21 protein-coding genes are annotated in these 21,070 nt (G+C 57.0%); 9 read left to right on the top strand and 12 right to left on the bottom strand.

Annotation, left to right across the window (positions count from 1 at the left end):
* Positions 1-7: 7 nt before the first annotated feature.
* The gene (locus BTJ39_RS08220; protein ID WP_078002198.1) at positions 8-643 is read left to right on the top strand and encodes a hypothetical protein; all 636 of its coding nucleotides are present in this window, start codon (positions 8-10) and stop codon (positions 641-643) included.
* A gap of 44 nt (positions 644-687) precedes the next feature.
* Entirely contained in the window at positions 688-1,137 is a 450-nt protein-coding gene (locus BTJ39_RS08215; RefSeq protein WP_078002197.1) for a DUF441 domain-containing protein, read from the top strand.
* 72 nt (positions 1,138-1,209) lie between these two features.
* Here BTJ39_RS08215 and pqqU read toward each other — a convergent pair whose 3' ends face one another.
* A complete protein-coding gene (gene pqqU, locus BTJ39_RS08210) occupies positions 1,210-3,348 on the bottom strand; it encodes a TonB-dependent receptor PqqU (protein WP_078002196.1) in 2,139 nt (712 codons plus the stop codon).
* Positions 3,349-3,529: 181 nt separating this feature from the next.
* Positions 3,530-3,931, bottom strand: coding sequence for a winged helix-turn-helix transcriptional regulator (locus tag BTJ39_RS08205; protein WP_078002195.1), 402 nt, complete (start codon positions 3,929-3,931; stop codon positions 3,530-3,532).
* A 134-nt stretch (positions 3,932-4,065) separates the two neighbouring features.
* Here BTJ39_RS08205 and BTJ39_RS08200 point away from each other — a divergent pair, with 134 nt between their 5' ends.
* Complete coding sequence (locus BTJ39_RS08200) at positions 4,066-4,923, top strand: SDR family oxidoreductase (protein ID WP_078002194.1); 858 nt, start codon at positions 4,066-4,068, stop codon at positions 4,921-4,923.
* 135 nt (positions 4,924-5,058) lie between these two features.
* Positions 5,059-5,874, top strand: a complete 816-nt coding sequence (locus tag BTJ39_RS08195; RefSeq protein WP_078002193.1) for a Cof-type HAD-IIB family hydrolase — start codon at positions 5,059-5,061, stop codon at positions 5,872-5,874.
* A 108-nt stretch (positions 5,875-5,982) separates the two neighbouring features.
* On the opposite strand, the gene BTJ39_RS08190 is transcribed toward BTJ39_RS08195, so the two are convergent.
* Positions 5,983-6,387 carry a VOC family protein gene (locus BTJ39_RS08190; RefSeq protein WP_078002192.1) on the bottom strand — a complete coding sequence of 135 codons (405 nt, stop codon included), beginning with the start codon at positions 6,385-6,387 and terminating at the stop codon, positions 5,983-5,985.
* A 77-nt stretch (positions 6,388-6,464) separates the two neighbouring features.
* Here BTJ39_RS08190 and BTJ39_RS08185 point away from each other — a divergent pair, with 77 nt between their 5' ends.
* A complete protein-coding gene (locus tag BTJ39_RS08185) occupies positions 6,465-7,178 on the top strand; it encodes a helix-turn-helix transcriptional regulator (RefSeq protein WP_078002191.1) in 714 nt (237 codons plus the stop codon).
* Here BTJ39_RS08185 and BTJ39_RS08180 read toward each other — a convergent pair.
* Positions 7,175-8,317 carry a porin gene (locus BTJ39_RS08180; protein ID WP_078002190.1) on the bottom strand — a complete coding sequence of 381 codons (1,143 nt, stop codon included), beginning with the start codon at positions 8,315-8,317 and terminating at the stop codon, positions 7,175-7,177. The genes BTJ39_RS08185 and BTJ39_RS08180 overlap by 4 nt on opposite strands.
* Before the next feature lie 334 nt (positions 8,318-8,651).
* Here BTJ39_RS08180 and zigA point away from each other — a divergent pair, with 334 nt between their 5' ends.
* Positions 8,652-9,866 carry a zinc metallochaperone GTPase ZigA gene (zigA, locus tag BTJ39_RS08175; RefSeq protein ID WP_078002189.1) on the top strand — a complete coding sequence of 405 codons (1,215 nt, stop codon included), beginning with the start codon at positions 8,652-8,654 and terminating at the stop codon, positions 9,864-9,866.
* Positions 9,867-9,904: 38 nt separating this feature from the next.
* Here zigA and BTJ39_RS08170 read toward each other — a convergent pair whose 3' ends face one another.
* Positions 9,905-11,293: an aldehyde dehydrogenase family protein gene (locus tag BTJ39_RS08170; protein WP_078002188.1), complete on the bottom strand. Its 1,389-nt coding sequence runs from the start codon at positions 11,291-11,293 to the stop codon at positions 9,905-9,907.
* 99 nt (positions 11,294-11,392) lie between these two features.
* On the opposite strand from BTJ39_RS08170, the gene ptrR reads away from it, so the two are divergent.
* Positions 11,393-12,271, top strand: coding sequence for a putrescine utilization regulator PtrR (gene ptrR, locus BTJ39_RS08165; RefSeq protein WP_078002187.1), 879 nt, complete (start codon positions 11,393-11,395; stop codon positions 12,269-12,271).
* A 14-nt stretch (positions 12,272-12,285) separates the two neighbouring features.
* Here ptrR and BTJ39_RS08160 read toward each other — a convergent pair whose 3' ends face one another.
* Positions 12,286-13,488 (bottom strand): MalY/PatB family protein, encoded by a 1,203-nt coding sequence (locus tag BTJ39_RS08160; RefSeq protein ID WP_078002186.1) that lies wholly within the window; start codon positions 13,486-13,488, stop codon positions 12,286-12,288.
* Positions 13,489-13,498: 10 nt separating this feature from the next.
* Complete coding sequence (malX, locus tag BTJ39_RS08155; protein WP_078002185.1) at positions 13,499-15,085, bottom strand: maltose/glucose-specific PTS transporter subunit IIBC; 1,587 nt, start codon at positions 15,083-15,085, stop codon at positions 13,499-13,501.
* Positions 15,086-15,275: 190 nt separating this feature from the next.
* On the opposite strand from malX, the gene malI reads away from it, so the two are divergent.
* Both malI and BTJ39_RS08145 read left to right on the top strand, forming a co-directional pair.
* Positions 15,276-16,307 (top strand): Mal regulon transcriptional regulator MalI, encoded by a 1,032-nt coding sequence (gene malI / locus BTJ39_RS08150; RefSeq protein WP_078002184.1) that lies wholly within the window; start codon positions 15,276-15,278, stop codon positions 16,305-16,307.
* A gap of 99 nt (positions 16,308-16,406) precedes the next feature.
* Positions 16,407-16,622: a DUF2767 family protein gene (locus tag BTJ39_RS08145; protein WP_078002183.1), complete on the top strand. Its 216-nt coding sequence runs from the start codon at positions 16,407-16,409 to the stop codon at positions 16,620-16,622.
* 130 nt (positions 16,623-16,752) lie between these two features.
* Here the strand turns inward: BTJ39_RS08145 and BTJ39_RS08140 are convergent, their stop codons facing one another.
* From BTJ39_RS08140 to BTJ39_RS08120, 5 genes are all read right to left on the bottom strand, one after another.
* Positions 16,753-17,235, bottom strand: a complete 483-nt coding sequence (locus BTJ39_RS08140; protein ID WP_078002182.1) for a hypothetical protein — start codon at positions 17,233-17,235, stop codon at positions 16,753-16,755.
* Between the two features lie 126 nt (positions 17,236-17,361).
* Entirely contained in the window at positions 17,362-17,823 is a 462-nt protein-coding gene (locus tag BTJ39_RS08135; RefSeq protein ID WP_078002403.1) for a protein disulfide oxidoreductase, read from the bottom strand.
* A 31-nt stretch (positions 17,824-17,854) separates the two neighbouring features.
* Complete coding sequence (locus tag BTJ39_RS08130; protein WP_078002181.1) at positions 17,855-18,589, bottom strand: DsbA family protein; 735 nt, start codon at positions 18,587-18,589, stop codon at positions 17,855-17,857.
* Positions 18,586-20,607, bottom strand: a complete 2,022-nt coding sequence (locus tag BTJ39_RS08125; protein ID WP_078002180.1) for a protein-disulfide reductase DsbD family protein — start codon at positions 20,605-20,607, stop codon at positions 18,586-18,588. Before BTJ39_RS08125 ends, BTJ39_RS08130 begins: the two co-directional genes overlap by 4 nt.
* Positions 20,608-20,658: 51 nt before the next feature.
* The gene (locus BTJ39_RS08120) at positions 20,659-21,033 is read right to left on the bottom strand and encodes a hypothetical protein (RefSeq protein WP_078002179.1); all 375 of its coding nucleotides are present in this window, start codon (positions 21,031-21,033) and stop codon (positions 20,659-20,661) included.
* Between the last annotated feature and the right edge of the window lie 37 nt (positions 21,034-21,070).

Here is a 21,070-nt window from a genome sequence, read left to right as displayed (position 1 = left end):
CCGAGTTATGACCATCATCGCCTGCTTGCACGCAGCTCGTAGCAATATAGAGGTTTATGAGGCGGCACTTAAGGCTATGGATTACGAGGACGTGGAGTTATTACACCGCGTTGAAAGCGACCTGCTGCAGCTGGCAATAGACGCGAATGCCATTACCCCGGCGATAGCCGAAGCGACGCATAACTCGATTGATGAGCTTTGCAGCGCCGCCGATGCGGTGATCGTAACCTGCACCACGCTTGGCGTCGCCTGCGCCAGCGGGCGAACCTACGCTAAGCCGGTGCTACGAGTAGACGCAACGCTGGCGAAGCAGGCCTCACGCTATCATGGTCACGTGCTGGTGCTTTGCAGCGCGCCTTCAACCCTGGCGCCGACGAAAGCGCTGTTTGACGCCTGGCTGCCCGCCGGAAAATGTAGCGTCGAGCTGGTGCCTGGCGCGTGGGAAATATTTAACCGCGGTGATTTGCCGGGCTACTATCAGGCTATTGCCAATTATATCCAGACCCGGCCAGATGGCGCGCTGGCTTGTATCGTGCTGGCACAGGTTTCAATGGCGGGCGCGGCAGCCTGGATAAACACCACGCTTTCGGTGCTGACCGCACCGCAGATCACCCTGCAAGCCGCTATTGACGCGCTATCCTGAGGCGCCCACTGCCTGCTTACTGATGTTTTTGATGGAATGGAATCATGTTTGATTTGTCGTTTTTTATTCTGCTGGCGCTGGCTGCGCTCAGCGCTTTTAGCCACAACACCACCGTTACCCTGGCGATTATATTTTTACTGGTCCTGCGACTTATTCCTCCGCTAAACCAGGCATTTCCATGGATTGAGAAGCAGGGCGTTACTCTTGGTATCATTATTCTGACTATCGGCGTAATGGCGCCGCTTGCCAGTGGCAGCCTGTCCGGACCGACCCTGATACACTCTCTTCTCAGCTGGAAATCATTGCTGGCGGTCGCCATTGGTATTTTTGTTTCCTGGGTAGGCGGAAGAGGCGTTGCTCTGATGAGCAGTCAGCCAACGGTGGTGGGTGGGCTACTGATCGGCACCATCATCGGCGTTTCGCTATTTCGCGGCGTGCCGGTCGGGCCGCTGATTGCCGCCGGGCTGCTGTCGTTGTTAATCGGGCGTCAGTAGCGGCAGAAAGCCTTGATTAAAAGCGCCGTGCGCCACCTGCCGCCGACTGAACGTCGGGGCAGGTGATGAGCGTTAGTTAAAGGCGTAGCTCAGCGTGGCGCCGAGGCCATAATTGCGGCCAGGCGCGGATTCGTAATAGCGTCCGTTGCTTTCATTGACGATCACCGAGCCGATATAGTTGCGGTCAAACAGGTTGTCTACCCGGCCAAACACATCCAGCAGCCAGTTACCGCGGCGGAATTTATAGCCGCTGTTTAAGCCGACGGTGGTGTACGAGGGGGCGCTGACGCTGTTTTGATCATCCGCGGCGATATTGCTCATATAGCGCAGATCCGCCCCGGCGTACCAGCCGCTTTCCGGCTGATAGCCGAGCGCCACGTAGCCCATGTTGCGTGCAATACCCGGAATGCGGTTGCCGTTACAGTCTCCATCGCTGCACACGTTGCTGCGGTAGCGGGCATCAAGCAGCGTCCAGGCCATTTTTAACCGCCAGTCCCAGGCAAATTGCTGATCGAAACCGACTTCAAGTCCGCGACGGCGGGTTTTACCGGCATTTTTATAGCTTGTGCGTCCATCACTACTCCCATCCGACACAATTTCATTCTGACTGTCGGTCTCAAACAGCGCCGCGCTCAGCAGGCCGAAACCGATGCGCGTCTTGCTGCCCAGCTCGTAAGTATTGCTGGTAGAAGGTTTCAGGCCAAAGTTATTGCCGCCGCTGCTGCTGTAGGAGCGTTCGTTAAGGGTTGGCGTTTCAACGCCGCGTCCGGCAGAAGCATAAAGATTCCAGCCGTCGCTGACGGCGTACTTCAGCGAACCGGCAGGCAGCCACTGGTGGAAGCTGCTGCTATAGCTGTCATCACCGTTGCCGGCAACAATATAGTCATCGTTGGAATCAAAGTTTACCGTGCTGTAGCGCAGACCAGCGTCCAGCGTCAGCCGGTCGGTCAGCTGCCAGCTGCTTTGCAGGTAAGGATCGAGATTCCACACCAGATTACGCTCGTTGCGACGCATATTGCCCCGGTCGCCATAGCTGTAGCTGCCGTTGTTGACGGTGAAGTTTTCATAGCCTTTGCGCCGCTCGGTCATGGTTTCATAATCCAGCCCGGCGGTCAGGGTGACGGGCACGCTGGCAAGGGCGTCTCTGTGGGTCCAGCGGGTGTCAATTCCCTGATAATGGCGGGTCAAATCGATGACGCCGCCCGGATGGCCGGGCTTAGCCTGCGCGCTGACGGGAATCGACTGGTACTGGGTGGTTTCACGGATGCCGGCATACAGCATCACACTGAGGTCGTCATTTTCTGACATCTGACGCTGATAGCGCAATCCGCCCTGGGTCTGGCTGACGGTTTTGCGCGTATTGTACTGCGTGACGATCGGGACCACCTGGCGCGGATTCTGCCGCCACTGGTCGCGGGTTAATCCGCCCGGGTCCTGGGCATCAATATCAACGCTGTTAAACAGCAGCGTCAGGGTGCTGACGTCATTAATGCGTACGCCCAGTTTGGCGTTGCCGAGATTTTTTTGCGCCGCGCTGTGATCGCGCCAGCCGTGGGTGGTAAAGCGGCTGGCGGAAACCAGGTAGTTGACGTCGCCGGCGTGGGTGCCGTCACCGACGGCGCCGCTGGCTTTAACGCTGTTGCGCCAGCTGCCGTAGCTGCCGTAATAGCTGCCGTATTCAAGCGTTGGCGGCTGGTGTCCGCTCTGGGTGGTGATATTCACCACACCGCCAGCGGAGTTGCCATACAGTGCCGAAAACGGGCCGCGCAGTACGTCAACCTCATCAACCGAGTTAAGATCGATATTTGAAGTCTGCCCCTGACCATCCGGCATGGTTGCCGGGATGCCGTCAACGTAGATGCGCACGCCGCGCACCCCGAAGGAAGAGCGCGCCCCAAAGCCACGAACCGAAAGCTGCAAATCCTGGGCATAGTTCTGACGGTTCTGGATTTGCAGACCTGGCACGGCGCCTAATCCTTCCGACAGGTTGATGCGCGGCGTTGCCTGGCGTATCTCATTGCCGCTAACCGCGCTGATGGCGGCCGGGGTATCCAGCTCGGAGGGGGCGCCTGGCGCGGCGCTGACCACCATGGTCTGTTGCGGATCTTTGGCCTGTTGCTCAGCGGCGTAGGCGGTTAGCGAAATGCAAGTTAGTGAGGCGGAAAACAGCGCCAGCGGTCCCGGGGCGGTTTTAGTCAATCGCTTTTTCATTGGAGGATTATCCGTGAGTAAAGTCTGCCATCCTTAATAAAAAGGCGCTCAGGATAACGTCTCATGTCAATTTTTGAAAAGATTTTGTAATTGTAATTAACAAAAAATATCAACCGTCCCCGCCTCAGAGGGCCGGAACACTGTTATCGACATAGCGCACTGCTGAAAGTGGTCTTTTCATTTATAGCGGTTTATTTACCACGGGTCTTGCTGCACTGGCCTGCCGTTTTTCCATGATCCTGCTGAAATTATTTTCCAGCCAGTCTGCCAGCAGGGCGATACGCTCCTCGGCCTCGCAGCCGAGCGGAGTCAGATGGTATTCGACGTGCGGCGGCACCACATCGTAAGCGATGCGGCTAATAAAACCGTCCTCTTCCATATAACGTAGCGTTTGCGCCAGCATGCGTTCGCTAACGCCGCCAATGCGACGCCGCAGGGCGCTAAAGCGCAGGGTTTCATCTCTGAGAGCAATCAGCACCAGCAGGCTCCAGCGCCCGGTGAGCCGTTTCAGAACCTCACGCGATGGGCAATCGACGTTAAGTAACTCACCTTTTTTTAGCCTTTCATTCAATAGCTTAGTCATAAATAATTTATTTTCCTGACACTAACATTTCAGTAAGTAATTACTTTTTGTAAGTATAGCGCTTAAGCTGTTCTGGTGAAAAGCGCGGTGTTAATTTTACGCCGCCCGCCAACGTTAATTTAAAGAGGTTAATGATGATTGCTATAACGGGTGCAACCGGCCAGCTGGGTCGCCAGGTCATTGATACGCTGCTGAAAAGCGTCGCCGCGAAAGATATTGTTGCTGCGGTACGCTCGCCGGAAAAAGCCGCCGATCTGGCCGCGCGCGGCCTGCAGGTGCGTCAGGCAGATTACGCGCAGCCGGCAACCCTCAGTGGGGCGTTTGCCGGCGTGGAAAAACTGTTGCTTATCTCCTCCAGCGAAGTCGGCCAGAGGGAGGCGCAGCATCAGGCGGTGATCGACGCCGCGCGCCGTGCCGGGGTAAAGCTGATTGCCTATACCAGCCTGCTGCATGCCGACCGTTCTCCGCTCGGCCTTGGCGTTGAACACCGTGCAACCGAAGCGGCGTTACAAGCGTCAGGCATTCCTTTCGTTATCCTGCGCAATGGCTGGTACAGTGAAAACTACGCCGCCAGCATCGCACCAGCGATTGCGCACGGTGTGTTTGCCGGCGCGGCAGGAGAAGGTCGAATCGCTTCTGCGGCGCGTCAGGATTACGCCGAAGCCGCCGCCGCGGTGCTGGTGAAAGAAGATCAGGCAGGCAAGATTTACGAGCTGGCAGGGGACAGCGCCTATACCCTGACCGAGTTTGCCGCGCAGATAGCCGCCAGCAGCGGCAAGTCCGTAAGCTATCAGAACCTGAGCGAGGCCGATTTTACCGCGTTGCTAAAAGGCGCGGGTCTGCCGGATGGTCTGGCCGCAATGCTGGCAGATTCTGATGTGGGGGCTTCTCAGCAAGGCTTATTTGACGACAGTCATACCCTAAGCACGCTTATCGGCCGGCCAACCACGCCATGGCAGCAGACCGTAGAAGCGACAATTAAGCACTCATGATCGGCGGAGGTTAAGTATGCGCCCGGATGTCAGCATCGGCTGCCAGCCGGGCAAACAGCTGGTTTTGGAAGAGGACTTTTCCCCCCTCAGCCGCTATGCTTTGGGCAGTAAATCCAACCAGTAAGGAGCACCGACGTGAGCGTTAAACTGATTGCGGTGGATATGGACGGCACCTTTTTGCGTGATAATAAAACCTATGATACTGAACGCTTTGCCCGCCAGTATGCGCAGATGCAAGAGCAGGGGATTCGTTTTGTTGTTGCCAGCGGTAATCAGTACTATCAGCTGCGCTCTTTTTTTCCTGATATCCACGCAGAAATTGCTTTCGTTGCTGAAAACGGCGCCTGTGTCGTCGATCGGCAGCAGCCGCTGTTCGTTGCCGAACTGGGGCGGCAGGAGTGGGAAAAATGTCTGGCGGTGCTGGACCGCTACGATTTTATCAAAACCATTATCTGCGGTTTCCAGAGTGCTTATATACGTCGGCCGCTGAATGAAGGCTTTTTTAACAGCATGTCGCGGTTTTATCACCGATTGCAGGTAATTGATAATCTGAGTGAAATTAAAGATACCGTGTTTAAATTTGCCCTTAATATTGATGACGACCGGTTTGATAGCTTTATGCTGCACATCAGCGAGGAAATGGACGGGATGCTGACGCCGGTATCCAGCGGACACGGTTCGGCAGATATGATTATTCCCGGTATCCACAAAGCCAATGGCTTACGCATTTTACAGCAGCAGTGGGGAATTGCTGATGACGAAATGGTTGCCTTTGGCGACGGGGGCAATGACCATGAAATGCTGGATAAGGTGGGCAGGGGTTTTGTGATGGCGAACGCCGCGGATAACATGCGCAGGCCGGGTCGTCTGGACGCCGGTCATAACAATCAGGATGGCGTACTGGAGATGATCGACAACATACTGCTTGCTAAGGCGCCATTCCACAACTAAGCCGCGGGCGCAAGCCAGAAAAGCGCGGGCGTCAGGCGAATGCGAACGTCCGCGTTATCCGCTTATGCGCCGGCGCCGCGTGGTTTTACGCTGCGAGCGCGAAGCGTATTACTTGCATCTCTGCGCGAAGCGCTGCTTTGCCGCCTCGGTTACCGGCGTATAGAGTGAAACCAGCGTTCCGTCAGGATCGCGAAATTGCACCGTCCGGTTGCCCCATGGCATATCTTTTGGCTGATGAACCAGCTCAACAAGATGTTTTAAGCGAGTAAACTCCCGATCGGTATCGTCAACCATAAACTCGAGGATAACGGAACGATTCGAGGCTGGCTCAGCGCTTCCCGGCTTAAATAGCGCGACCGTTTCCACGCTGCCAATGGCAATGGTTGCCGCTGGCGTAACAATTTCGGCAAATAGTGGTGTTAACCAGTCAGCCTCACGCCCGGTAACCAGCTGGTAAAACTGGACAACCTCGCCGATGTTCTGCGTAATAATACGTACCGATGTAAACGTCATAACCGCTCCTTATTCGCTATCAATGTTGCCAGCTTACTCAGGCTGACTGACAGCGTGGTGGCAGCAGGATTAAAAAAATGCGCCGTGCCGATCGCTTGTTTCAGATAATCCAGATACTAAGACGCGCCAGGCTTCCGGTAACCGCCGCGCGGCTGGCCGGGGAGCTTGAGGTATCAACGCGGACGGTTTACCGGGATATCGCCGATCTGGTCGGACAAAGGGTTCCGATTGAAGGCGAGGCCGGGCTGGGCTATGTCCTCAGCGCCGATTACGACATGCCGCCGCTGATGTTTAGCGCAGAGGAACTGGAAGCGGTATTTCTGGGCGTTGAGCTGGTGCGCAGATTGCCGGATGCCACCCTTGCCCATAATGCCAGCGACGTGCTGGCAAAAATCGCCGCGGCCATTCCGGCGCGCCTTAACGCTTACCTTAATCAGTCCGCTGTGGCGCTAAAGCCGGGAGAAACCGGGGATGACAAACCCGATACGCGGCTAATCAGAGCGGCAATCCGTGCTAACAATAAGCTGCGGCTGCAATATTGCGCCGCCAGCGGCGATATTACCGACAGGATCGTCTGGCCGCTGGTGTTAGGCTACGACGAACGTCATTGCCTGCTGATCGCATGGTGCGAAACGCGAGGAGATTTCCGACATTTTCGCGCCGACCGGATATGCGGCGTTACCCCGCTGAATGAAAAAATCGACATCGACAGAACGCAGCTGAGGAGGCGTTGGGAAAGCTGGCGCGTGGATAACTACGCCCGGCAGGATCGCCGGGCGCAACAGGATTAGAAATCGTAGCGCAGACGGATCAGGTTCATATCGCCCAAATCGTCGGTTGATGAGGTGAAGACATGTTCGTAGTCGAGGCGGAAGCCATAATCGAACTGGAAGCTAATGCCCAGACCGTTATCAATGCGCTGATAGTTGCGATCGTTAACGTACTCCAGGCGGTCGCCCATAAAGTAGGGCTGAATGGACTTGACGGCATACTGGTTGATCGGAAATTTATAGCCGGCGAAATACTCGATGCCCCAGGCATCTCCGGCAAAATAGTTATGCACGTCGGTTTTTTTGCTGGTAAGAAAATTTTGATACCAGCCGCCGCCAACGGCAAAGGTCCAGTTATCTGGCGCCCAGCTTAGGGCTGTACCGACGATGTTCTGGTCATAGCTTTTGCCATCGCCGTTTGCCGGATTACGCATATCTGCACGGGTGTAGTTCCATGCGCTGCCCCAGCTTAAATCTTTGGTTATATGATAATTCACACCCAGCGATCCGCCGCCCTGACGCTTATAGCGTAAACCGTTGCCCGGTAAGTAATCATTATCGGCAAACAGATAAGAGGCGTAGAGGTCCACATCGCCAAAGCGATTGGTGTATTTGAGCATTTTGCGCGAACGGTAGGAGCCGTCATAGTCGCCGTTAATACCGTTACCCGGCCCCTGCGCGACCATATCGTAATCCCAGATATCGGTTTTAGCGCCAACGACGTCATAATAAACGCTGTTTTGCTGACCGAAGGTCAGAATGCCATAGGTAGCGCTTTTCAAGCCGGTATACAGCATGCGGCGGGAGGTATTTCTTGCGCCGGCTGCGTAGTGAGCATCCCAGTTGAATAATGCCGGGATATTAACGCCAAGCTCGTAATAATTTATCCAACTGATGTCGTCAAATAAATAATAATCGCTGGCAAAACGAAAGCGAGTGCCGCCATCAAATACATTATTCTTATAAGAGCCTTTATCTTTGTCGCCCGTCATACTGTTTATTTGCGGGCGAATGCTACCCCCTACGGTAAAATTAAGTCGACTGAGCAGGTCGTCCTGAGAACGGTCCTGCTTAATGACGGTGATTTCGGCCTGGGCCGCGCCCACTGCAGAGAGCGCGAGGGTGCCCGCGACCACTTTTGCAAGAAAGTTTTTTTTCATATTGTATTCCCGGTAATCCTGAAAGAACGCGTTGTCAGCGATAACCTTGCCGGATGGGTCTTATTGTTATTGCCATCTGTGCCTCAATGTCGGGGTTATTTCGCAGAGAATTAATTAATAACACAATGGTTCATTTTATTTCTAATTTTATTTTTTATTTTACTGAGTTAAAAAGCACGGAATTATAAGTAATTAATAAACTAAACACTGCGTGCTTTTTATTTTACTAATTAAGTCTCATTGATTGTTGGTTGATTTTTGATGCGTCTTATCTGAAGCTTGCTGCAAGTGTTGTTATGTTATAACATAACAACACTTGTAAAGAGGAGACGTTATGCCACATCCAGTATCCGTTACTGATAATGATAAGCGCCTGCCGGTTACCGTACTGTCAGGATTCCTTGGCGCGGGTAAGACCACGCTATTAAATCATATCCTCAATAGCCGCGAGGCGAGGCGCATTGCGGTTATCGTCAATGATATGTCGGAGGTGAATATTGACGCAGCGCTGGTGCGGGAAGGGGGCGCGGCGCTGTCGCGAACCGATGAAAGACTGGTCGAAATGAGCAACGGCTGCATCTGCTGTACTCTGCGCGAAGATCTGCTGCTTGAAGTAAAGGCGCTGGCTGAGGAAGGGCGCTTCGATCAGCTGGTAATCGAATCTACGGGTATTTCAGAACCGCTGCCGGTGGCGGAAACCTTCACCTTCACCGATGACTCCGGCGCCAGCCTCAACGAGGTTGCCCGGCTTGATACGCTGGTAACCGTGGTCGACGGGTTCAACTTTTTACGTGATTATCACAAGGCGGAAAGCCTGCAGTCTCGCGGCGAATCGCTGGGAGAGCAGGACCAGCGTTCGGTCGTTGATTTGCTGATCGAGCAAATCGAGTTCTGCGACGTGCTGGTGGTGAATAAAACCGACTTAATCAGCGAGGCGGAGCTGGATAATCTGATTGCCATTTTACGTACGCTGAATCCCCGGGCGCGTATTGAGCCGACCCACTTTGGCATCCTGCCGTTAGAACGGGTTCTGAATACCGGACTGTTTGACTTTGACCAGGCGGCGCAGGCGCCCGGCTGGTTGCAAACGTTGCGCGGTGAAGAGGTAGCAGAAACCGAAGAGTATGGCATCAGCCACTTCGTCTATCGCGCCCGGCGGCCGTTTCATCCGCAGCGTTTCTGGGCGGTGATGGGGCAGGATCTGGCGGGCGTAGTGCGCTCCAAAGGCTATTTCTGGCTGGCAAGCCGGCCGGTGTACGCCGGTAGCTGGTCGCAGGCCGGCGGTATGGCCCGGCAGGGGCTGGGCGGCTTATGGTGGGCCAGCGTGCCGCGCGAACGCTGGCCGCAGGATGAGGAGACGCTGGCTTTTATCCGCAGCAACTGGCAGCCGGATGTCGGTGATGCGCGCCAGGAGTTAGTCTTTATCGGCCATCTTATGCCGCAGGACAGGCTGCGTGCGGCGCTGGATAATGCTTTGTTGACGCCAGAGGAAATGGCTGCCGGACCGGAGCAATGGTTGCATTACCCCGATCCGGTTCCCGCCTGGTAACGGACGGCGGCGGGATGCCCCGGCATCCCGCCGGACGCTTATTTGCGATCCAGCCAGACGGTCTGGGCGTTGCAAAATTCCCGTACGCCAAAATGGGATAGCTCGCGGCCAAAACCACTTTTTTTAACGCCGCCGAAGGCGACGCGTGGGTCTGAGGCGCTGTAACCATTGATAAACACGCCACCGGACTCCAGCTGTTGCGCCATATTTTTAGCCAGTGCCACGTCCGCAGTATAGAGGGTGGCGCACAGGCCAAAATCGCTGTCATTGGCCAGCGCCAGCGCGTGAGCGGCATCCCGGGCAATGGTGATCGCCGCAACCGGGCCGAACAGCTCCTGACGAAAAGCGGTCATCTGCGGCGTTACGTTGCCCAGCACCGTTGGCGTATACCAGTTGCCGGCGCCGGCCACCTTCTCACCACCCAGCAGCAGAGTGGCGCCTTCAGCCAGTGAATCCTGCACCTGCTGATGCAGCTCGTCACGCAGATCTGCCCGCGCCATCGGGCCTATCCAGGTGTCTTCCTCCAGCGGATCGCCGACTTTTAGCGCGCTGGCGGCCGCAACAAAACGTTTGGTAAATTCTTCAGCAACCGGCGCTTCAACAATCATGCGCTTTGAGGCGGCGCAGACCTGCCCGCTATTCTGATAGCGCCCGGCCACTGCGGCGCGCACCGCCTCATCAAGGTCGGCATCTTTCAGCACGATAAAAGGGTCGGAGCCACCCAGTTCCAGCACGCATTTTTTGATCAGCGCGCCGGCCCGGCTGGCAACGGCGGAGCCGGCGCGGACGCTGCCGGTGAGGGTAACGGCGGCAATGCGATCATCGGCCATCACCGTTGAAACCGCTTCCGGGGTAACGTTGAGAATGCCGAGTGCGCCGTCGGGAAACGCCGCCTGCGCTATCCAGTCGCGGATAAGATAAGCGCAGCCCATCACGCCGGGAGCCGGCTTGAGTAGCCAGACGTTGCCGGCAATCAGGGCGGGAACCGCGCCACGTAGCACCTGCCACAGTGGGAAGTTCCACGGCATAATCGCCAACAGCATGCCCAGCGGGCGGTATTCGATTACCGCCTCGCCGTCATCCACCAGCGTCGGCTCAGCGGCCAGCATCGCTGGTCCGTGCTGTGCGTACCATTCGCAAAGCCGGGCCGATTTTTCTACCTCACCGCGCGCCTGGCCAATAGGTTTGCCCATCTCCAGCACGATCAGTCGCGCCATTTTCTCTTTATCGCGGCGGATCAGCGCAGCCAGGCGCAGCAGCGCGGCGGCGCGCTGCGCCAGCGGAACCTGACGCCAGGCAAGGAACGCCTGGTGGCCGGTTTCAAGTGCCTGCTGGATTGCATCCGGCGTATCCCACGGCCAGTCATTAAGCACTTCTCCGTTGGCAGGATTGACCGAACGGGCAGGAAGGGGGGTTGCGGTTGTCATCATCGCTCTCCTTACAAGGTGTGACCCCATTGTTATGGCTTGCCAATCAAATGAAAAATGAATAAAAATAACTAAACCTTTCACGTTTTGAGAATGGCTATGAACCTGACACAGCTGGAGATGTTTCGCGCCGTGGCTGAAACCGGCAGCATCAGCGCCGCGGCGGCGCGCGTTCATCGCGTTCCTTCCAATCTGACAACCCGTATTAAGCAGCTGGAGGATGAGCTGGGCGTGGAGCTGTTTATCCGCGAGAGTCAACGGATGCGCTTGTCAGCGGCTGGACGCCATTTCCTTGATTACAACAATCGCATTCTTGATTTAGTCAGCGAAGCTAAAAACGCCGTTACCGGCCATGAACCGCAGGGCGTTTTTCCGCTTGGCGCGCTGGAAAGTACTGCAGCGGTGCGTATTCCAACGCTGCTTGCACGCTATAACCAGCAGTTTCCTAAAGTAGAGCTGGCATTGAAAACCGGCCCGTCCGGCGGGTTGATTGATGCCCTGCTGGCGGGCGAGCTGGCGGCAACCTTTGTCGACGGTCCGGTGTTTCATCCGGCGCTGGAAGGCATTCCGGTCTATCGTGAAGAGATGATGATCGTCGCGCCGGCAGCGCATCAGGCCATCGCGCGGGCGCGTGACGTGCAGGGCGCAACGCTATACGCCTTTCGCGCCAACTGCGCTTACCGGCGTCATTTCGAAAGCTGGTTTCATGATGATGGGGTCATGCCCGGAAAGATTTATGAAATGGAGTCATATCACGGCATGCTGGCCTGCGTGATTGCCGGCAGCGGCCTGGCGCTGATGCCGCGTAGCATGCTGGAAAGCATGCCCGGCAGCAGTTCGGTAGCCGCCTGGCCGCTGTCAGCGCATTATCGCTATCTGAACACCTGGCTTATCTGGCGGCAGGGCGCTCAGGGCGGTAATCTGCGCGAATTTATTGCCATGACGCAGACGCAGGCTCACGCCGGGCTGGCGTCGTAGCCGACGCCAGCCTCTCAGTCTGGATAGCCGTTCGCCGAGGGCGCGGCACGGCACTGGCGCAGGGCGGCGATCAGCTTTTCGATGCCCTGCTGTAGCTTGCTGCGCGGGCAGCCAACGTTAATACGCAAGAAGCCGCGCCCTTCGTCGCCATAAGTGTAACCCGGCATAATGGCTACTTTATATTGATGGATAAGCGCATGTTGCAGCCGCTGATCATCAACGGCCAGCGGACGTAAATCGATCCAGGCGAGATAGGTGGCCTGCGGCGGCTGCAGATTCAGCTCAGAAAATGCCGCGTTAAGCGTGGCGGCAACGTAATGCAGGTTGGCATAAAGATAATCCCGCAGTGCGTCCAGCCAGGGCGCGCCAGCGCGATAGGCAGCGATATGGCCTGCCACCGCCATCACCGCCGGAGAGGAGAGGCCATCGGCATTCTTCAGCGCCTGAAACCAGGCGCTGCGGTCGGCGTCATCGGCAATCAGTCCGTAAGCGCCGGTCAGGGCCGGAATGTTGAAGCTTTTGGAAGCGGAGGTAAACAGCGCCCAGCGGCCGGTTCCGACCTCGCACCAGGGCGTATGTTGCGCCGCGGCAAAGGTCATATCCATATGGATTTCATCACTGATGACCCGCACGCCGTGGCGGGCGCAAAGTTCAGCCATGGTCGCCAGCTCGTGACGGGACCAGACCTTGCCGGTGGGATTATGCGGGCTGCATAGCAACATCACTTTGCACTGCGGGCGCGCCAGCGCGCGTGCCAGCTGCGCCATATCACATTGCCACTCTCCGTCGTTGGCCTGTAACGCCAGCTTGAGCACCTGACGCTGATTGCCTTCAATGACTTTGTAAAATGCATCGTAAGCCGGCGTGTGGATCAACACTTCATCGCCAGCCGCCGACCACAGGCGAATCATCTGCGCCACCATGTAGATAACCGAAGGGCCGTACACCAGCTGCTGCGGATCGATGGCGGTGGCGAAACGCTGCTGATACCAGCCGGAGACAGCGGCCAGAAAGTCCGCGTGCTGCCAGCGGCTGTAGCCGAATACGCCGTGATCGAGGCGCTGTTGCAGCGCCTCGCGAACGCAGGGGGCGGTGGGGAAATCCATGTCGGAAATGGTGAAGGGCAGTAAGCCCTCCACGCCGAAACGGTCAGCGACAAAATCCCATTGGGTACACCAGCTGCCGTGGCGGTCGGTGACCCGGTCGAAATCGAACATGTAAACTCCGTTATGCCGGCTGGCTTATCAGCTGCGCCATCTCATCTTTTACCGACTGCACCTGCGGGCCGATAACCACCTGCAGGCTATGAGCATTCAGATGCACCACGCCAATCGCGCCGTTAGCTTTCAGCACCGCGTCATCCACTTTGCTCATATCAACAATCGACAGGCGCAGGCGGGTCAGACAGTTATCCAGCGAGCTGATGTTTTCGCTGCCGCCGAGCGCCGCCAGGATCGCCGGCGTGTTGTAGCCGGACTTGCCCGCGCCGGCGCTGGCGATGCTTTTTTCCGCATCGCGGCTTTCCAGCTCGCGGCCGGGGGTTTTGATATTCCAGCGCATGATGGCGAAACGGAAAATAGCATAGTAACCAACAAACCAGATGGCAGCGACAACCGGCACCCAGTACCACTTAGTCGACAGGCCGTGCAGTATGCCGAACACCACAAAATCGATGACGTTGCCGTCAGTATTGCCGATCGTCACCCCCAGCAAAGCCATTACGGTAAAGCCGAGGCCGGTAAGCAGCGCATGGATCAGGTAAAGCACCGGCGCAACGAATAAAAACAGAAACTCGATCGGCTCGGTGGTGCCGCCGACGACGCAGGCGACCACGCCGGAAATCAGCAGCCCTTTAATTTTATGCCGGTTTTCCGGCCGTGCGCAGTGATACATCGCCAGCGCCGCGCCGGGCAGGCCGCCGAGGAACGCGGGCATTTTACCCTGAGACAGGAAGCGGGTGGCGCTTTCAGCAAAACCGCTGGTCGTCGGACAGGAAAGTTGCGCCTGGAAGATAGTCAGCGCGCCGCTGACGCTGTGACCGCATACGTCCATCGTGCCGCCGGCTTCGGTAAAACGGATAATCGCAACCAGGATGTGCTGCAGGCCGAAGGGCAGCAGCAGGCGCTCGCCGGTGCCGAAAATCATGGGGCCTAAGTTGCCGGCACTGTTGATAACCCAGCCCAGCCCGGTGATGCCTTTGGCGAAGAAGGGCCAGATTAACGGTACGACCAGGCCGACCAATCCCATTACCACGGTAGTGATAATCGGGACAAAGCGGGTGCCGCCGAAAAAGGCCAGCGCGTCCGGCAGGCGGATAGTATGAAAGCGCTCATGCAGGCGGTAGACGATGATGCCGACAATCACCGCACCGAGAATCCCCGTATCAATGGATTGAATCCCGAGGATTGTTTGGACGTTATTGGCTTTCAGCAGCGCGGCGTCGCCGTTTGGCAGAATGCCTTTAGCCGTCAGCCAGAAGTTGACGCTCAGGTTCATCACCGTGAAGCCGACGAAGCCTGCAAAGGCGGCAACGCCCTTATTCTCGCGCGCCATGCCAAGGGGGATGGCAATGGCAAACATGACCGGCAGGTAGCTGAAGGCAAATGAACCGGTTTTACTCATCCAGGTGAAAATGAGTTGCAGCACCGTATTGTCGAGAAAGGGGATCAGGGTCAGTACATCGTGGCTGCTCAGCGAGCTGCCGATGCCCAGCATAATGCCGCAGAACGACAGCAGAGCGACGGGCAGCATAAAGGTTTTTCCCAGACTCTGGAAAAACTCCCAGAGGGTAATTTTTTGCCGGTTTGTGGTCATATGCACTCCTTGGTACTGCCACTATTATTGTCAGATAGCCTACAGGTCAAAAGATGATAAAACGTTTTATCAACCTTTAATGCGCCCTGAATCACACATCGTTCTCACATAAGCATTTCAAATGAAGACAATGCAGTGTAACGTTTTATCTAGCCGGAACCTGTAGTTCCGGGCGGTCAGCGAGATGAGGATGTCACAGCGCAAAATCACCATTAACGAGGTTGCCGCCGCAGCCGGCGTATCGGTCAGCACCGTTTCTCTGGTGCTATCTGGGAAGGGGCGCATCTCCGAAGCGACCTGTGTTCGCGTTAACCAGGCGATAGAATCTCTTGGCTACGTGCGTAATCGCTCCGCCGCTATGCTGCGCGGTGGCGGCAGCGGGGTTGTCGGGCTGATTGTGCGCGATGTCTGCCAGCCGTTTTATGCCGAAATGACCGCCGGGCTGACCGAAGAGCTGGCAACGCAGGGTAAGGTGCTCTTTCTCACCCAAAGCGGCGCGCGCGGCGAACATTTGCAGCGCTGTTTTGATTCGCTACTGGCGCAGGGCGTTGAAGGGATCGTGCTCGGCGGCGGTGCCGACAATGCCGGCGATTTGGTGATGAAAGCCCGTGATGCGGAGATTCCGCTGATTTGCGCCTCGCGAGCCAGTGCGCTGGAAGAGGTTGATGCCATCCGCCCTGATAATGCCGCCGCCGCGCGGCTGGCGACCGAATATCTGATAAAACGCGGACACCGGCGCATTGCCTGGCTGGGCGGCTCCGGCACCTCGTTAACGCGTGCCGAGCGCATCGGCGGGTATTGCACCAGCCTGCTGCAATACGGGCTGCCATTTCGTCCTGACTGGATAATCGAGTGCGGCAGTCACCAGCGCGATGCTGCAGCGCTTACCAGTGAATTATTGCATCAGCATCCCGCCATCAGCGCCATTTTGTGTCACAACGCCTCGGTGGCGCTGGGCTGCTATTTCGGCGTGCTGCGCAGCGGGCGCACTGTCGGTCCGAAAGCGATGGATAGCTACTACAATCAGCAAACCGCGCTGGTCGGGTTTGGTGATGTGCCCGGCGCTGAGCTGACCGATCCGCCGCTGACTTTTATTCACAGCGCCGCGCGCCGTGTCGGACGCCAGGCGGCGCTGCATCTTGTTCAGCGCTTAGACAACCCAACGCTGGCGCCGCGTAATCTGATTATCCCGCCGGTATTAATTGAGCGAGAGTCGGCCTGATGTGCCGGTTTAGTAAACCATTTTTGCGACTAAATTCGGTACAACTCTTCAGATTGTCTAATCTTAATTAACCATCATAACAAACCACGGGAGCTTGCAATGGGACATGAAACCCTGTCGGAGGAATATTACGACGAAGTCTGTCGTGTGATCGGTGACGCGGTGGTGGTGCTGGCGGAAAATGGTTATGACACCAGCCGCACCACGCTGGTGGAATTGCTGCGTAAAACCCACGATACGCGCTCGCGCGGCGATCGCCCTGAGCAGAAAGTACTGGAAAATGCCATCCGGCTTATTAAGCACCAGGCCGGTTAACGCAGCCGCCGCCGTGGTTAAACCGCCTTTGGCTGCGATCGGACCTGGCGGCTGTCCGCCAGAAGCCAGCGGCAAAACCACGCCGAATCTTTACCCGCTGGGGGACCTTCAGGCCCCCGATGCAAGCCTGTCAAATAGCCCCACGTAAACCGCTAAACGACCGCAGGTTTAAATCATTAAGCAGCGGGTTCCGGTTAAGCTGATCATAAACACCAGGTTGGGGCGTGTTCTGCGCCAGCGCGGCGTTTTTCATTCCCGTTCCAGTCTGCTGTTGATTTTTTAGCATCGCCTCTGGCTGGCTGACGCTACATTGCCGTGTAGCAAAAGGCTTGAGGTTCAGTGCGCGCAGCGTCTCGTCTGCGTTCAGGCGCGCATAGGTGCTGCTGGGTTTAACCTGATTTGGCGTGCCGGCGCCGATCTCGCCTTCCCGGCGTGAATGATTGATTTGCTGCGCTGGAAAACCGCCGAAGCTATTACCGTGGCGGTTAAATATCAACGCGCAATTCCTGGCGGCGTTAACCGGCAAGGAGGGTGAGTTGATACCACGATGGGAAGAAGACTTGTGCGAAAAATAAATATCTTTAATTTCCGTCACGGTGGTAGAAAGGATCATATTATTTCCTGACGTTTTTTAAAAAACGTCATAATACAGAAATGACTTTTTTATAATTATAAAAAGCGCTTCTTTTGGCGCGGGGAACTGCCTGCCGCTGCATGGCCGCACCGGCAGGCATATTAACTACAAGCCTGCCCACCACAGCCTGAGTTTTATCAGGTAATAGCTGCTCCAGCCGCTGGTCGAACTGACTACTTTGCCTTTGTCGATAATCACCCAATCCGGCGTGACGCTGACCCGCCAGCTGGCTGAGTGCTGGCCCAGCGGGTCATTCACCACCGCAAAGCGCATCCCTTTTGCTTGCAGATAGCGCCTGATGCGCTGGTCATCGCCGGATCGCAGCGCGACGGTCAGGACGTTTTGTCCCTCCGCAGACAGCCTGTCAACCGTTGGCGTGGTATAGCGGCAAATCGCGCACCAGGTCGCCCAGAAATAGAGCAGCAGAGGACGTTCGGCGCTGAGTTGTGCCAGCGATATCTGTTTGCCGTCAAGGGTAGTAACCGGCCGGGCGGAAAAATCGTCCGGCGCGACCGGGGCGCGGAAGTAATCCACCCCCTTAATCACCACGACTGCCAGCAACAGCATAACAAGCCCCTCGCGCAGCCAGCGCCATAGCTTATTTTGCCGCACCGGCTTGCTCCAGCTGCGCGTTAACTATCGCTTCCAGCTGCTCGTAGGGAACGGCGCCGGAGACCAGATGATCGCCAATCAGAGTGGCAGGCGTCCCCTGAACGCCGAGCTTGCGCGCCAGCATCAGGTTTTGGTCGATTTCGCTGCGACTGGCAGCTGAAGAGACGTCTGGCGTAACGCCTGCCTTCTGTTCGGCGGCTTTGATGCTGGCGTCATCAAGCACGCCTTTTTTTGCCATCAGGCGCTGATGTAAAGCCCAGAATTTGTCCGGCTGGGTTTTCCACACCGTCAGCGCGTGCTGCGCGGCGCTCATAGAGCTTTCCCCCCGGAAAGGCAGCGGCTTAAGGATCAACGCCACATCCGGGTGGGTTTTAACGATTTTTTCCAGCAGCGGATCTAATTGTTTGCAGTAAGGGCAGTTGTAATCGGTAAACAAGACCATGGTCAGTCTGGCGTTTTTCGCCCCCATACGCGGGCTGGCCGCGTCATGAAACAGCGTATCTTTATTCGCGGCGACCACCTGTTGCAGCATCTGCTGCTGCAGTTGCTGCGACTGTTTATCATAGGCATCTGCCGCTTCGGCAAGAATACCTGGATTAGCAACCAGCGTTTCGCGGATCAGCTCGCGTATACGCGCCTCCTGCTGAGGGGTGAACGCCGGGGGCGTTGCCGCCATCAGCTGAGTTGAGGTGAGCAGCAGTGCAAAGACGATTTTTTTCATGGATGAACTCCTTTTGCCTGTTCAAGGGTTGTTAAGACCGACTCGGTGGTGAGCAGTGGCGATAGCACTTTGCCCTGAGGCAGGCCCGGTCCGTAAATTTGATTAAAGGGAATGGCAACGCTGTGGCGTGCCTGCAGGAAATGCTGAATGGTTTTCGATGGGCGCGTCCAGTCGCCGCGCAACGCCACCACATCCGGCGCCTGTAGCGCTTTTTGCACTTTACTATTGAGAATAACGTTGAATTTATTGGCTTTGCAGGTCACGCACCAGTCGGCGGTAACATCGACAAACACCCGCTTATGCTGCGCCAGCGCCTGGCTGATGGCCTGCTCCGACAGCGGTTGCCAGTGGATATTATCCTGCAACGGCTTATGCCCGCGCGAGGCGGCCAGTGAGCCAATGAGCAGCAGCAGGCCGGTGAAGCAAAGGGCGACAGCGCTGACCGCCAGCGCCTGGCGCGCGCCCTGTTGGCGCCAGAGCGCGGCCAGCAGGAATAGCAGCAGCACGCCGCCGCTAATCAGCGTTGCGCGCAGGCCAATATGTGCCGCCATCAGGCTTAACAGCCACAGGCATGAGGCCAGCATCATCAGACCAAGCACTATCCGCAGTGCATTCATCCAGCGCCCGGGGCGCGGCAGCCGCAGCGCCAGCGTTGGCCAGGCGGCGATGAGTAACCACGGCAGGCTCATGCCTGCGCCGAGTGCGATGAAGACCACCCACAGCTGCGGAAGGGAAGCCGCGAGGGCAAAGGCCACCGCCGTACCCAGAAACGGTGCTGAGCAGGGCGTTGCCAGTAAGGTGGCGAATACGCCCTGGAGGAAATGCGCGCCGTGACCGCTGCCCTGATGGGTCGCCAGGCGGGTGTTAAAACCTGAGGGCAGGCGGATATGAAACAGCCCGAACAGGTTGGCGCTGAATAACGCCGTGACGGCCACCATCAGCGCAATAAACCAGGGATTTTGAAACTGAATTCCCCAGCCCAGCGCCTGATTGCTCAGCCGTAGCAGAGTCATCAACAGCGCGAGGCCGATAAACGCCGCGATGATCCCGGCGCTTGAGGCCAGAAACTGGCCGCGTACTGCGCGGCGTTCGCGCTGCTGAATTTGCAGAATGCTACCGAGCTTCATCGCCAGCACCGGCAATACGCAGGGCATCAGATTGAGGATCAGGCCGCCTGCCAGCGCCAGTAACAGCATCTGCCATAGCGGTACCGCGCTGCCGCTAGCGATCGCCAGCGGCGCGCCGATAGTCAGGGTGCTCTGCTGGGCCATACCGCTGTCAGCCACGACCAGCGACAGTGGTTTGCCGCGCAGGTTGCCGGCGGGATCGCCCCATTCATCGCTCACCGGTATGCGGGCGCTGAGGGTATCACCGTCAATCTGTAACACCGGCTCGCCCACGCTGGTATCCGGGGGATTATCAAGAAACAGCGCCGGATGCTGCCAGCCCGCTGTGCGGCGCGCTTCAATCTGAATTTCGCCCGGTCGGTAGCCCGCTTGCAGCCGATCTGTCAGCCCGCTGGCGGCGGGGACATGGCCCATGGCCTGGGCAAAATCATAGCTGAACTGACCGTCAACGGGCTGGGCGAGGTTGAGGGTGAACGGGTAGTCGGTGAGAATACAGACGTTGCTACAGGTTGACAGCGTTAGCGTACCGCTGATCTTTCCCGCCGGGGCATCTTTCATTACCAGCGGGAAATTAACCTGATTGTGATATCCCTGCGTTGAGATGCCCGCGACGTCGAAACGCTGCGGCGTTGGCCAGTACCAGCGGGTTTTAATCTCAGGGGTGTCCCAGCGCAGGCTGGGAGGGATACCGCCTTCGCCCGGCGTACGCCAGTAGGTTTTCCAGCCCGGCTGAAGCTTAACCTCCAGCAGCAGCCGCTGGCTGTCGCCGCGTAGCCTGATGCTGGCATGGTCATTCTGCGGGCTTTGTAGCCAGCCGCTATCGGCAGCAAGCGCCGTCGGCAGCCAGAATATCAGCAGGGCGCATAGCCCGCTGCAAAAACGCGTTAACATAAATCTTCTCCGTAAATGATGAATATCCGGTGTTAGTCAGAACCGGATTAATCATTCACGCAGATTGCAGAACTCAAGATGCAGTCGACATCGCGGAGGAAAGATTTGTGGCGGTGGCGGCAGGCGGGTCATCAGCAGCAGCGGTAGCGCCAGCAATGTAAACAGCGCCAGCAGGATAGAGATAGCTGCTTCTGCCATCAGCGGCAGCGCACCTGAAAGCGATTTATGACTCAGATCGCAGCTTGATGTCGACGCGCTGGCCTGCTGTTGGTACTGACTTCCCGGGGTTAACTGCGTCGTGGCGGTCTGCGGAGCGGACGGTAAAAATAGCAGGCGCGGCGGCGCGACACGCTGTACCAGACAGGTGACGATTAACAGGCAGGCGAGAAATAAAAATCCTCTGGCGATGCGTTGTTGTTTTTGCATATCCGTTCCGCGCGACAAAGTATCGACGATCTTAGCG

Source organism: Izhakiella australiensis, from assembly GCF_002006995.1.
Classification (GTDB): domain Bacteria; phylum Pseudomonadota; class Gammaproteobacteria; order Enterobacterales; family Enterobacteriaceae; genus Izhakiella; species Izhakiella australiensis.
Note: the sequence above shows the minus strand (reverse complement) of the source record. Positions and strands in the feature narration are given on the sequence as shown.

Excerpts from the sequence above, each read along its gene's own strand:
- BTJ39_RS08125 (WP_078002180.1), bottom strand. The coding sequence starts at position 20,607 with ATGTTAACGCGTTTTTGCAGCGGGCTATGCGCCCTGCTGATATTCTGG.
- ptrR (WP_078002187.1), top strand. The coding sequence starts at position 11,393 with ATGAACCTGACACAGCTGGAGATGTTTCGCGCCGTGGCTGAAACCGGC.
- BTJ39_RS08170 (WP_078002188.1), bottom strand. The coding sequence starts at position 11,293 with ATGACAACCGCAACCCCCCTTCCTGCCCGTTCGGTCAATCCTGCCAAC.
- malX (WP_078002185.1), bottom strand. The coding sequence starts at position 15,085 with ATGACCACAAACCGGCAAAAAATTACCCTCTGGGAGTTTTTCCAGAGT.
- BTJ39_RS08130 (WP_078002181.1), bottom strand. The coding sequence starts at position 18,589 with ATGAAAAAAATCGTCTTTGCACTGCTGCTCACCTCAACTCAGCTGATG.
- BTJ39_RS08120 (WP_078002179.1), bottom strand. The coding sequence starts at position 21,033 with ATGCAAAAACAACAACGCATCGCCAGAGGATTTTTATTTCTCGCCTGC.
- BTJ39_RS08145 (WP_078002183.1), top strand. The coding sequence starts at position 16,407 with ATGGGACATGAAACCCTGTCGGAGGAATATTACGACGAAGTCTGTCGT.
- BTJ39_RS08200 (WP_078002194.1), top strand. The coding sequence starts at position 4,066 with ATGATTGCTATAACGGGTGCAACCGGCCAGCTGGGTCGCCAGGTCATT.
- BTJ39_RS08135 (WP_078002403.1), bottom strand. The coding sequence starts at position 17,823 with ATGCTGTTGCTGGCAGTCGTGGTGATTAAGGGGGTGGATTACTTCCGC.
- BTJ39_RS08215 (WP_078002197.1), top strand. The coding sequence starts at position 688 with ATGTTTGATTTGTCGTTTTTTATTCTGCTGGCGCTGGCTGCGCTCAGC.
- BTJ39_RS08185 (WP_078002191.1), top strand. The coding sequence starts at position 6,465 with ATGCGCCGTGCCGATCGCTTGTTTCAGATAATCCAGATACTAAGACGC.
- BTJ39_RS08220 (WP_078002198.1), top strand. The coding sequence starts at position 8 with ATGACCATCATCGCCTGCTTGCACGCAGCTCGTAGCAATATAGAGGTT.
- BTJ39_RS08160 (WP_078002186.1), bottom strand. The coding sequence starts at position 13,488 with ATGTTCGATTTCGACCGGGTCACCGACCGCCACGGCAGCTGGTGTACC.
- malI (WP_078002184.1), top strand. The coding sequence starts at position 15,276 with ATGTCACAGCGCAAAATCACCATTAACGAGGTTGCCGCCGCAGCCGGC.
- BTJ39_RS08140 (WP_078002182.1), bottom strand. The coding sequence starts at position 17,235 with ATGATCCTTTCTACCACCGTGACGGAAATTAAAGATATTTATTTTTCG.
- BTJ39_RS08205 (WP_078002195.1), bottom strand. The coding sequence starts at position 3,931 with ATGACTAAGCTATTGAATGAAAGGCTAAAAAAAGGTGAGTTACTTAAC.
- pqqU (WP_078002196.1), bottom strand. The coding sequence starts at position 3,348 with ATGAAAAAGCGATTGACTAAAACCGCCCCGGGACCGCTGGCGCTGTTT.
- BTJ39_RS08190 (WP_078002192.1), bottom strand. The coding sequence starts at position 6,387 with ATGACGTTTACATCGGTACGTATTATTACGCAGAACATCGGCGAGGTT.
- zigA (WP_078002189.1), top strand. The coding sequence starts at position 8,652 with ATGCCACATCCAGTATCCGTTACTGATAATGATAAGCGCCTGCCGGTT.
- BTJ39_RS08180 (WP_078002190.1), bottom strand. The coding sequence starts at position 8,317 with ATGAAAAAAAACTTTCTTGCAAAAGTGGTCGCGGGCACCCTCGCGCTC.